This is a genomic window from Hymenobacter sp. BT188 (assembly GCF_014333585.1).
GTDB lineage: Bacteria > Bacteroidota > Bacteroidia > Cytophagales > Hymenobacteraceae > Hymenobacter.
Window position 1 is genome coordinate 129,901 of sequence record NZ_JACSCW010000004.1, and the last position, 12,038, is coordinate 141,938.

General features: G+C 55.1%; 8 protein-coding genes. 1 reads left to right on the plus strand and 7 read right to left on the minus strand.

The window, feature by feature from the left end; genetic code table 11:
* Positions 1-170: 170 nt before the first annotated feature.
* The 7 genes from H8B13_RS12185 to H8B13_RS12210 form a co-directional block, all read right to left on the minus strand.
* Positions 171-1,703, minus strand: coding sequence for a sensor histidine kinase (locus tag H8B13_RS12185; protein ID WP_187311092.1), 1,533 nt, complete (start codon positions 1,701-1,703; stop codon positions 171-173).
* 399 nt (positions 1,704-2,102) lie between these two features.
* A complete protein-coding gene (locus H8B13_RS21575; RefSeq protein WP_187311093.1) occupies positions 2,103-5,399 on the minus strand; it encodes a PKD domain-containing protein in 3,297 nt (1,098 codons plus the stop codon).
* A 30-nt stretch (positions 5,400-5,429) separates the two neighbouring features.
* On the minus strand, positions 5,430-5,561 hold the full coding sequence (locus H8B13_RS21255; RefSeq protein ID WP_261990350.1) for a hypothetical protein: 132 nt from the start codon (positions 5,559-5,561) through the stop codon (positions 5,430-5,432).
* Between the two features lie 756 nt (positions 5,562-6,317).
* A complete protein-coding gene (locus H8B13_RS12195) occupies positions 6,318-6,767 on the minus strand; it encodes an integrase core domain-containing protein (protein WP_261990383.1) in 450 nt (149 codons plus the stop codon).
* Complete coding sequence (locus H8B13_RS12200; RefSeq protein WP_187311094.1) at positions 6,662-7,159, minus strand: IS3 family transposase; 498 nt, start codon at positions 7,157-7,159, stop codon at positions 6,662-6,664. The genes H8B13_RS12195 and H8B13_RS12200 overlap by 106 nt, the downstream gene beginning before the upstream one ends.
* A 41-nt stretch (positions 7,160-7,200) precedes the next feature.
* Entirely contained in the window at positions 7,201-7,503 is a 303-nt protein-coding gene (locus tag H8B13_RS12205; protein WP_187311095.1) for a transposase, read from the minus strand.
* Between the two features lie 598 nt (positions 7,504-8,101).
* Positions 8,102-10,741 carry a T9SS type A sorting domain-containing protein gene (locus H8B13_RS12210; protein ID WP_187311096.1) on the minus strand — a complete coding sequence of 880 codons (2,640 nt, stop codon included), beginning with the start codon at positions 10,739-10,741 and terminating at the stop codon, positions 8,102-8,104.
* Positions 10,742-11,899: 1,158 nt separating this feature from the next.
* On the opposite strand from H8B13_RS12210, the gene H8B13_RS21260 reads away from it, so the two are divergent.
* Complete coding sequence (locus tag H8B13_RS21260) at positions 11,900-12,028, plus strand: hypothetical protein (protein WP_261990351.1); 129 nt, start codon at positions 11,900-11,902, stop codon at positions 12,026-12,028.
* Positions 12,029-12,038 lie beyond the last annotated feature (10 nt).

Here is a 12,038-nt window from a genome sequence, read left to right on the forward strand (position 1 = left end):
CTTGCTCCCCCACCATATGACTCTCTGCTACCGAACAAATCGGTATATACTGCCCGCTAATATACTAAAAAATACTTAATTAGTTATAATAATCGCTACGTATTTATCCACAGATACATATGCTAATCAGGTAGTTGGGTCTTCTTCAAGGGTGCGTCCTGTCAGTTCTGCTATACCGGCGGCTGGGGGGCTTTTTCCGGTGCTGAACTTTGGGGCAGCTCAATAGTAAACTCGGTGAATTCACCTTCCTGACTGTCCACCGTGAGCGTGCCGCCGTGGCCTTGGGTAATGATGTCGTAGCTGAGGGAGAGACCCAGGCCCGTGCCTTCGCCGGAGGGCTTGGTGGTGAAAAATGGCTGGAAGATTTTGTCGCGAATGGGGGCCGGAATCCCTGGACCATTGTCGCGCACGCGCACTTCTACGTGTCCATTGGTGCGGTGCGTGTACACCTGCACCTCCGGGCGGTAGCCATTGACCTCCGTTTTTTTTCGCTGTTGCAGGGCATAGAAAGCATTATTGAACAAATTCACCATCACCCGGCTTAAGGCTTCCGGTATTGCCTCAACAGCGCCCAAAGACGGGTCGAAATGGGTGGTAAGCGCGGCGTTAAACTGCGGGTCTTTGGCGCGGAGGCTGTGATAAGCCAGGTGCAGATGCTCATCGGCCAGCGCATTCAGGTCGGTGGGGACACGCGCGCCGCTGTTGGCGCGTGCATGGGCCAGCATATCGCGCACAATATTGGCCGCCCGGCGCCCGTGCTGCTGAATGCGCTCCTGGTTTTGCCGCAAATCCTCGGCGGCCTCGCGCAGGGTCAGCAGGTCGGGTTCGGGCTGGGCAGCTTCGGCTTGCAGCTCGGCGGCCAGCTCGGTGCTCACCTCGGCGAAGTTGTTGACGAAGTTCAAGGGGTTCTGAATCTCGTGGGCAATACCGGCCGTCAGCTCACCTAGCGAGGCCATTTTTTCCCGTTGTACCAGCTGCGCCTGCGTGTTTTCCAGTGAGTTAAGCGCGTCGGCCAGCTGCTCGGCCTGCTGCTCCAGTTCCTCCCGTTGGGCATTCGATTTGTTCTTTTCCGCCTCAATAGTTCGGCGTTGGAGAAAATCAATCCGGCTGTTCACTTCAAAAAAGTAGCACGTTAGGGCAGAAACGAAATGCGCAGAAAGCAGCATCATTCCATTATTGATAATCAGCAGCCTGTTGTGAATTGAATGTCCGTCGGTTACCAGTACTACGAAATATATACTGATTATCAGAGTGTTGGAAACGAAAGCATACCAGAACTTCAGCCGCGCCCACGACCCCGTAAACATCATAATGATGATAAGGCCCACGTAATAATGGGTATGAGCCAGCTCGCTCGGGTCCGTTTTTTTGATAATCAGACTAACGGTGATGGCGGCCACAATGCACCCGCCGCTGATGATCTGTTGTAGATAGGAGCGCAGCGCTTTTATGTGGGTGATGATAACAATGAGCAGCAAGGTGGGGCTGCCAATGCCAAACCGATAAAACCACGCTGTAGCCGTCGAATTGGGCGCCGAAAAGATATCCAGAATGCCAAATGATGAGTAAAGCACGAAGCCAAAAGCCAGGGATATCTTGATGGTTCTTATGTTCGTTTCTTCATAATGCTGGATGAAATCTGTCTCGGTGTCTTTGGGAAATCGAAGGCGCCAAACGGCGGGCATTAGCTGTAGATAATCCATTTTCTAATGCGATAGGGGCAGAGATCGTGGGAGCGTTTGCTGTTGGTTGGGCCCGAGGTAGCGGCCGCAACGATCTAACTTACGACAGCGCATGCTAAGTGACAAATTTGCCCCCCGGGCCACTTCGAGGCGTGTTTTTCTACGGTTGTGCTTCCGATATATGACGAGTGGTATGCCGTGCTGAAGGCAGCTCAAAGTAGATTTTAGAGGCCTGAATTGTGTAGTGAGTGGCGCTACAGCCAGCGCGTATGATCAGGGCTATCTTTATACTGAACACAGCTGGGTTTCAACAAAAAGCCCCCCAGCGGAATCTGGGGGGCTTTTTTATTGAGAAGAGAATAAAACTATTGAGAAAAGAATAAAACAACCAGACGGTCAGGCTGGCAGCCCAACGAAGCACTAGTTCGCTTTAATCAACCGATAGTGCTTGACTTTGACACCGGTACGTATCGTGAGGGTATATACGCCAGCCGGGAGTTTCTTGCCTAAGCTGATATGCTTGCCATTGGGTACATCCTCCAATATTACTACCTCTCTGCCTACCATATCGGAGAGTTTCACGGCGTGTTTGGCAGTGCTCTTCGCTTGGATCAGCAGGGTGAATTCATCGGTGAAGGGGTTCGGGTAATATCGTACCTGATCTTCGGTCGAAGCCTTGGCTTTATCAAGCTGCAGGGCCGCACTGGTTTGGAGAGCTGTGGCACCATTGGCCACCCGGAAGTTAATCGTGGAAGCCGTGCCGGCACTGCCGTTTCCATTGGTTGCAAATGGTGTGGCCGCCAACGTATAGGTACCGACCTGCGGCCGCCAAGTGTTATTCGTAATGAGCGTGAAGGGAACAGACCTATCGCTATTGGTTCGACGCTCCGTACCCGACAGCGTAAAGTCTACTCGGCTGACAGTGGACGCGCCCGGATTAGCTCTAATGTTAAAGTATGTGCTCTGGGTCAAGTCGATTACCCCACCTTCTGTAAGCGTTGTTCCCTGCCCAGTGGTAACATTTATAAGCGTAAAGCTGGCGATTTGAGGGCCGGTTGGTGGTGGGGCCGGGGCTGAATTTACCGTTACGTTGACGTCATCAAAAGCTGTTGCGCCACCGTTATCCGTGACCGTGAGGCGGAACGTATAGCTACCAGCTGCCATCCCGCTGACAGCTAAATTTGGGGTGGTCGCTCCGCTGAGCGTAGCGCTTGGTCCATTCGTTTTAGTCCAGCTGTAGCTGCTGATGGTGCCGTCCGTATCTGAGCCCTGCCCGTTCAGGGTTACCGAGTTGGTGGGCAAGGTAATTGTCTTATCATCTCCGGCATTGGCGGTGGGGGGCTGGTTAGTTGAGGAAGCACTCAGCACTTCAATCGCGGAGATCTTAGGGTTCTCGATGTTGCCCGGATTGAGCGAGGAAAGGTTTACATTCAGCACCCCATCGGTGACGCTGACGGGGAATGTCTCGGTCGTAGCGGTGAAACTGCCCACTTTCTTGACGATATCGTAGGCCGTCAAGACTTTCGTATTCTCCAGCGAGGCATCGAACACACGCTGGCCGGCGGCCGTGTACCAGATTTCAGCGAAGTGCAGCACGACCGTGTACTGGCCATTGGTGACGGGAAAAGCATAGTTGAGCGTGCCCTGGCCCCAACGCTCGGACTGGTAAATGGTAGGGTTACTGGTGCCGCTGACTGGATTTGGAGATGTGTAAACACCACCGCCTGTTGACGTAAAGTATTGATCGGCGGAAAACTGTCCCACAGCCGGCCCACCAGCATTGATGCGGTAGACGGCTGAACCAGGAGGGAGTGAACTACAATCCGGATAGAGCGTGACTTCTTGCTTGGTGGCCAGCCCCAGCGCATCCGTTACGGTGAGGCTAATGCGATAGAAGTAAGTCTCCGCCCCGCAGCCTAATGGGGTAATCGTAGTACTAGTTTCCGGATTGGTATCAACAGGTTCGGGGTGATTGTGGTCGTCGTGATGCAAGGTTGTTTGCCACTCGTATTTCAGCTGACTGCCACTGTGTTGCGGATCTGTGACGCTTGCTCTTAATGGATAACTAACATTCCCCTTATCCATGGGATACTTAGTGCCATCAGCCGGACTGGTAATCGTAACCTGTGGCGGGGTGTTGTTGGCTGATATGACGAGCGAGGTCTGTCCACTAAGTGAGTTGTCGCGCACGGTCAGCGTGACGGTGTAATTGGCAGGGTTACCTGTCGCATAGGTATGAGTAGGGTTGGCGAGTGTACTAGTCCCTCCATCCCCGAAGTTCCACTGATACGTGATGCTTTTGCCATCCGGATCATACGACTTATCGCCTGTAAACTGTACCGTGAGCGGCCCGAGCCCAAACGTCTTATCGGCTGAGGCGACGGCAATGGGGGCGCGGTCAGGAGCCCGGTATAGGATCTTTCTGATTTCGGACGGGGCGAAGCTCACATAGTAGAGGGAGCCATCGGTGGGGTGAGCCGCCATCGATACGACGACTGCGCCGTTATTGATAAAATCTTTGACGGCCAGTGGCTTATCGGTGCCATCGACACTGATGTTGCGAATAAACCCAGCCGTGTAATCGCCAAAAAAACAGGTGTTCCGATATTCTGGGGGGTATTCATTGGCTGTGTAAAAAGCTCCCCCCACCGCTGCGCTACCCCCAAATAGGGAGCCTGTAACCGGCGAAGCAGGGTCATTTAGATTGGTAGTGGTGGCTGTCTCGCCGTTGAAGGTGCCCGTGCGAGAAGGTCCGGCATCCCCGTGCTTCCAATCAATGGCTGGCCGGCTGTGCATAAAGGTTCTAACCGACGTAGGCAAGGCTTGGCCGGTACAGGGGTTAAGGTAAGTAGCCGTACCGCTGGCTGTCTGCTGTTTGATCAGGTCTTGGAAGGATAAGTACTGCTGACTGCAGCCTGCAGTACCGTATGCGGGGTTGGGCGCGTATGGATTGTATGTTTTCCAGTTAATATAGTTGGTCTCCTCCATTAGCCCCTCATAGAGTGGCCAGCCAAAGTTCATTCCTGGTTTAGTAGCGATATTAAGCTCCTCCCACGTATAGAAGCCTACATCCCCGATGTACAACACACCTGGTCGTCCATCACTAGGAAGCGTGCTGCCCGAGCCGGGCTTGAGGGCCATTCGGAAGGGGTTTCGCAGACTTAGCGCCCATACTTTTGACTGCACCGAAGCGGCGTTGCCATTGTAAAAGGGGTTGCTGGGCAGTCCATTGCCTGTTTCGGGGTCGAGGCGCATTACCTTGCCATTATAGCTTTCCAGTTGCTGGGATCGGAAGGAACCTACATTTTGCTCACTCGGGATAATGCCGTCCGCCAAAGCTTGGGCATAATAGGTATTGCTGGAACTGCCGACATCCACCCCATCATAGCTGGCGCCGTCGCCGGTAGATAGCAGCAGCGTGCCATCCGTGCCGAACACCAAGGTGCCGGGTCCGTGGCTTTGGTGGAGAATGGGTACCCCGGTTTGCCGGGTAGCACCTAGCAGCACTTTGCGGCTGGCCGCACTGACGGTGTACCCCGTGGTGGTTTTGGTGGCCGTGTAGCGGGTAAGGCGGTTGATCGTGGCATTAAAGTATTCATCGGTTGTCGGGCTATAATTGCTCGTGCCGAAGTTCATCAGGTGATGGCGGTCGACGGTATAAAACAGGTAGAAGTAGCCATTGGTATCAAAGTCAGGATGGAGGGCAAAGCCGAGCAACCCGTAATCGCGCCAGCCGCCGACTTCCGCTCAAATATCCAGCACTAGACTGCGCTGTCCATTTTCTACCACCCACACGCGGCCGGGCCGTTCCCACACGAACATTTGCGTACCCGATTTATTGAAAGTGATGCCCACGGCTTCGTCCCAGTTAGCAGCCACGGTTACAGAAGAAAATCCGGTGGGGAGCGTTTGAGCAATTGCTGATGGCCAACAAGGCAAACCGAGTAAGATCAATATAAATAGCAGCTTAATTTTCATGGCTTTGGGGTGGTTATTTAACAATCGAGAGATAATTGGTAAGCGCGGGTTGAATAGCGATAAGAGGCTTTTAGTTAGGAGTAAGTAAAGGGAATGAGGAGGCATAAAGCTGATGCTGGCAATCAGCTACCGGAAAGTTGTTAGGGCAATTTGTGCAATCGCAATTGTTGAAAATAGCTGGGTGTATTATGATTTAAATAAAATGGATTTTTCTAAGTAATGAAGAAGTTAAAAATATCATCAGTGACTACATGAAGAGCTTTTGAAAAGCTGACATATTAATTTAACTGTATTTTTTTTGCTTTTTGTCTATACTGTTCTACTATACTCTCAATCCAGGTGTAAATCAAATTCCTGTCACTGGGGGGCAAATTTGAAGTTGAGCGAGAGTACAGTTTGGATGGCGTTGTCCGCAGAGTAGATGGAAGTAGCAGATGACTCGGGTATGCACTAAGGAAAGGCGGAAAACCCAACTTTTAAGTTCGTTTTCCGCCTTTCCTTAGTGCATACCCAAGTCATTTGGGCTTGTGAATTAGCTATCAACCGGCCTATATAAACTCCTTGGGGCAGCAGGTGAATATCTACTTCAAACTCATAGCGCCGACCAGCTTCTGCGGTTTCCTCACTTAGCTTTTGTATTAATCTGAGGTGGTCGGCTTAGGTGAGACAGAGTTGGGTCTTAGTTAGAAGAGCCTGTTGTTCAAAACTATGCGGGCACTCATAGCCCAACGCTGAGTGCCGTCGCTGGGGATTGTAATAGTCAAAATACGTGGCCAGCTCGGCTTGCGCCTCGGCCACAGAAGTGAAAGCAGCGCGATCCAAGAGCACCTCCGTTTTGAGGCGGGACCACAGGCTCTCGGCTTGGGCGTTGTCGTAGCAGTTGCCTTTTCGGCTCATGCTGCGCACCAGGTGCCGCTCGGTGAGCAGACGGTGGCAGGTATTACCGCAGTACTGCCTGCCCCGGTCAGAGTGAATGATGAGTCCCTTGGCCGGCTGCCGACTTAGCAGCGCCCGCCGCAAAGCTGTAACCACCAACTCTTCGGCCATACTGCCCAGCACCTGCCAGCCCACCACGCGCTTGGAGTAGGCATCCTGAGACGCGGCCAGATAGGCCCACGCGCCATTGTGCAGGGGCACATAGTGATATCGCCCACCCACACTTGGTCGGCTGCCGTGGGCGCTGGCCGGGCCAGCAGGTGGTTGGCCGCCACGCGCGGCCCGTGTTCGCTCTGGGTCGTGCGCGGCACGAAGGCCCGCGGCCGCAGGGCCACTAGCTGACGTCGGCGTAAGGCGTGGCGGATGCGGTGGCGACCCACTCGGTGGCCTTGGGCCTGCAACGCCGCCTGCAAGCGCCGCGTGCCGTAGCGCCGCTGGTGCTGGAAAAACACGTGACACAGCTCCCTTTCCCAGGTCGGCATGGAGGAGTGCGCCGCTACCTTTTGCCGCCACCGGTAATAGCTGGCCACCCCTACGCCCAACTCCTGACAGAGCCGACGCACGGAGTAATGTCGCGTTTGCGCTTAGATAAAGCGGTAGCGGCTCACGTGGTCGGTGGCATAAAGATGGCCAAGGCTTTTTTTAGGATGTCGCGCTCCTGCTGCAAGCGGCAATTCTCCGCTCGCAGCTCCCGCATGGCCGCGCTTTCGCTTTCCCCCTGGCCCAACTCCAGTGGGGGTTGCGCGGCCTTTTGCCACTTGTAGAGCAATTTCGGGGTGATGTTGAGTTGGCGGGCCGCGGCTTGCGTGCTGCGACTCTCAGAAGCCAGGCGCAACGCCTCCGCGCGAAAGGCTTCCGTGTACTGGCGGCGCTTGTGTGGCGAGCCCGGGTTCATTTTTTGCGTCATGACAGTAGGAAGATAACGCCCTTTTCTGTCTCACTTTGCTAGACTCTCTCACACATCCTAATGGCCGCCGTGGCAACGGTCGGGTTACCCGTTCGGCCGCTCCAACTCCCCACCCACTACGGAGGCTGAATCAGGGACGTCCGTGAGGCTTTAAAAAGGGAATTATAGCATCTAACGCATTGGTTGCTTGGGGTTGAGGAGCTGCTTGCAGTACTATTCACCACTAAGAAAAGGAGCCCAGACGCCTCGTTTCCCGATGTCGTGTGCCAGATTTATGGCCCTCTTGTTAACGCATAAGCCCCCAACACCGCCTTCTACCCAGCTTATAGAAGGCGGTGTTGGGGCTGGCACATCGCTTATAGGCGCCCTAATGCACGTAATGGCATTTATACGACGGAAACGTAGTGGCATCCATGTCTCCTCCGCTATCCATTAGCGCGGGGCAGCGTCCCAGGCCTGCTCGGCCTGCTGGTAATCTACCTGGGCAAAGTAGCCACGCCGGACTTCGATGGGCGCCATCACGCCTATAGCATATCTTGAATTGAAAAGGCCCATCCAGGGTGGATGGGCCTTTTCGTGGACGACCAATCAGGATGCCTTATTTAGCGAGGCTGATGCGATTAGTCTTGGTTTTGCCATTGGTGGTGACGCGGTAGTAATAGGTGCCCGAGGGCAAGCTGCTTCCCTTAAAGACGACGGAGCGGTTCTCGCCGGCCTGGGCCTCTCCGTTGAATAAAGTCGCTACTTCTACGCCCATCGCATTATAGACCCGCACTTCTACCCGCCCGCTACTGGGGACGCGAAAGTTGATGGTCGCATCCCGTCCCGTGGGGTTGGGATAGACCTCCGTCTGGATGCTTTTTTCGGGAGCAGGAGCGGTTTTAGCCAGCTGTTGCGAACTGCTGACGGCACGCACGCTTACATAGTCCGGATCAGGCGTGCAGGTGGCCGCTCCAGATACACAGACGGTTCCTACCGTGCGCGCAACAATACTATACCCTTGTCCCGCCGCAAAGGAGAAGGTGGGGCTTTTTTGATACGTACCCCCTTGGTTGCTGTACTCCACATTATCCCCCACAGGGCTGGTGACGGTGACACTGCCCAGCATCCGGTCGCAGCTCGGCTGAATGACCGTAACCGCGGGCGGGCCGGGGAGGTCATCCACCGTCACCGAACTGGTGGTCGTGTTGGTGCAGGTGTTCGCGTCGGAGAAGCTATAGGTGATGGTGTACGTTCCTACGGTACTGGCCGCCAAATCGATCAGCCCGCTACTGCCCATACTCAAACCTGCCGGGCTGGAGCTGAAAGTACCCCCGGTTGTGCCACTTGTTACGGTGAGCTGCGTGGTACCGGCTTTACAGAAGACGCCCCCGCTGATGGCGGCCGTGGGCAGCGGGTTCACCGTGACCTTGGCGGTGGCCGTGTTCGTACACGTGGTGCCCGCGTCGGTGAAGCTGTAGGTAACCATATACTCACCCGCAGCCAGCCCCGCAGAGTTAAAGATCGAGCCACTCACGCCGGTGCCGCTCCAGGTGCCGCCAGTCGCCGGCGTGCCGGTCAGGGCCACCGAGCCGCCGATGCATACCGACTTGTCGGCGGCCATAACCGTAGGCAAGGCGTTCACGGTGACCTTGGCCGTAGCGGTATTGGTACAATTATTGGCATTGGTGAAGCTGTAGGTCACGGTATACTCACCCGCAGCCAGCCCCGTGGAGTTAAAGATCGAGCCACTCACGCCGGTGCCGCTCCAGGTGCCGCCAGTCACCGGCGTGCCGGTCAGGGCCACCGAGCCGCCGATGCATACCGACTTGTCGGCGGCCGTAACCGTAGGTAATGGGTTGATGGTGAGTGTTTCGCTATCGGAGAAGGGAGGACAGGCCGCATTGACACTGGCTGTCGTCAGGGTTACGGTTACCGGGCCGTCGCCGGCAACGCTGACGGTAGCGGAAGCTACCCCGTTCGCTGTGCTTTCGTTGGACAGGATACCCCCGGCCGAGACGCTCCAGGTCGCGGTGCCGTTGCTGTAACTCCCGGTCACGTTAAACACGGTCGGCCCACTGGCCGCTTTGCACTGCGGATCCACGGCCGCCACCTCTGCCGCTGCCGAAGGCGTAAGGGCGAACTTGAGAATGTCGAAGTCCTTCAACTCGGACGTGTACGAGGGCGACGAACGGGTTTTCACGGTGATGGTAGCCAGTGGGGTACACTGGTTCAGGTCATCCAACCCTTCCACATCGGTTATATTAATACCCCCCTCAACCATTTGCAGGGCTCCCGAGGTGCTGCTGGGAGCGCCCTCCGTGGTAAAGGACTTGTTAGGCGCTACGGCATCCACATTAGCCGTGTTAGTCGTAATAAAGGCCCCCAAAGTGCTCACGGACCTCTCGGCTGACCACGTACCGGAAGCCAGCCAGGTGCGCACGCCGATGACGGGCTTGTTGCCCCCGCCGGTATAGTTCACGACCAGCAGAAAATCACCGACCGTCCGCCCATTTACCAGACCTTGGCCGACGAGCTGATTGCCGATGACTTTCGCCCCGGCTTGGTTATACTCAAAATCGAGGTAGCTGGCCCCGTTCACCGACCGGGTTTCGGCGGCAAAAAACAGCCACAACTTGCCCCCTATTTCCCGTGAGTGCAGAAACGTATTGGTGATGTCGTTTTTTTGCGGACCGCCGCTGCCGGTGCCCACCGCGTAGGGTTTTTGCGTGACCTTGGGGTCGACGGCGGGGCCCGTCCCGATGGCGTCGCCATTTTTGTTGGACTGCCCAGCAAACACGGACAACTCGCCGATGGTGGACGCGGTGCCCCAGTTGCCATCTACCTGCCAGATGCTGCGGCCATCGGCGGTTACCCCAAGAATGGAGATGCCCCCTTGCTGCAGCAGGACCGGATTTCCGGAGGGGCCCCTCGACCAGTCGTCGCCATAGATGATGCTGGGAAAATATGTTTGGTTGGGCGCCGTGCCTTTCCAAAAGGAGGGAATGAAGCCGGACTTGAAATCGGCGTCAATTTCAAAGCCGGCCTGGGTACCGCCGATGCCAGGATCCTGGGCAACAGCGGACTGAAAGGACAGCCCAACACTAAGAATCCAGAGCAGCGCGACGCGCCCGAGCCAGGTTAGCCCATTGCTCGCCGAGCGGGCGTTTGCCTTCAGGACAGCCGGGGGTTGGCAGGAAGGAAAGAGAGCAGAAGTGGGCGGGCAATCAGGTGTGTGGAGTAAAGAGATAGGAGTCATGATGGGGTAGGTGAAAAAAGACAGGAACAACACTGAACTCGTCAACGGCTGCCAGGCAGCCTACCAAGACACGGCAGGAGCAGTCCCATGTCTTGAACCCAAGGAACAGAAGAGAAAAGACCGCCTGTTTCCGCTCGTTAACAGGGCTGGGTACAGGGGCCAGGAAAATGAAGGAGTGAGAAAGGCGACGAGAACGTAGCCTGTCGCTGTAGGAGGGCAGGCAACTCAGCAGGATAGGCAACTCTTTCAACTACTAAGTACTGCTGCGCGTAGGAGCCGCTAGGCTTACTAAAGGCGCATCATCCCGAAAAGAAAGATCCAGAAAAGGACCAAAGGTCTTGCCGTCGACGGCAACCAATAGGCAGCGTGTAAAAGACCAGTCCCCTTGTGGGCCTGTGTGGAGGTTCACTAGCTCAGGCACCGTGCCTAGGAGGCAACCGGAGGCTATCATTTTTAACTAGGTCTAAGCTAAGCAATTAGTAATTGATATACAATAAATTAATTATAATAAATACTTAAATTGTTATATAATATGAAAATAGGTAGTCGTTATTATTCTGCTGCCATAGTCTTGGAATTCTCTAGGACGAACCAGAGGAAATGAATGTGCAGGAAGCCCCTGCTTACCCAGCGATTATGCATTCACACTAAAGGGGTTGCGTTAGTATCTGGACAAAGAATTGCACTATGCGAGTAAGTAGTTACATTACAGCTAGTTGGAGGTAGGTGTGCTAGGCATAAAAGCTTTCTGGCGCTTCTGCTTTACGTAGGCAAACCGCCTTTTCAGGAGTAGAGAACAGGCTAACAGTGTGATTAGTGGCCCTCGGTCGCTCTACCGTAATTCTTTGTCCAGATACTAACGCAACCCCAACATAGGGTATTCGAGCCCCACCCGCTGTTAACAAGGGACCTCCTTAGGGGCCTCCCGGCCTCTACTAGCCGCTAATACGACCTAGAAAATGCACCGTTGGGGGTTTTGCAACGGCCACATAGGTTCTTGGCCGACTGAGGTGGTCTAGAGATGACGGACAGAAGAAGGACGTATATTTCTTCTGTAATGACGGCCAAAAAGAGCGGGGCGTCGCCCGATAAACGACGCAAGTACGACGTGGCCTTCAAAACCGAGGCCCTGCGCCTGGCCAGCGCGCGGCCCGGCGGTTGGACATCAGCCCCAAGCTGCTCTACCGTTGGCAGCAGGCGCAGCTCGTAGCCGAGGTGGGCAGTGTAGAAGTAGCCCGTGACCCGGAGATACATGCCCTGCGCGCCGCCAATAAGCGGCTGGCGTAGGAGCTGTACA

Coding starts and splice junctions, on each gene's coding strand:
- H8B13_RS12205 (WP_187311095.1), bottom strand. CDS start 7,503: ATGACGCAAAAAATGAACCCGGGCTCGCCACACAAGCGCCGCCAGTAC.
- H8B13_RS12210 (WP_187311096.1), bottom strand. CDS start 10,741: ATGACTCCTATCTCTTTACTCCACACACCTGATTGCCCGCCCACTTCT.
- H8B13_RS12185 (WP_187311092.1), bottom strand. CDS start 1,703: ATGGATTATCTACAGCTAATGCCCGCCGTTTGGCGCCTTCGATTTCCC.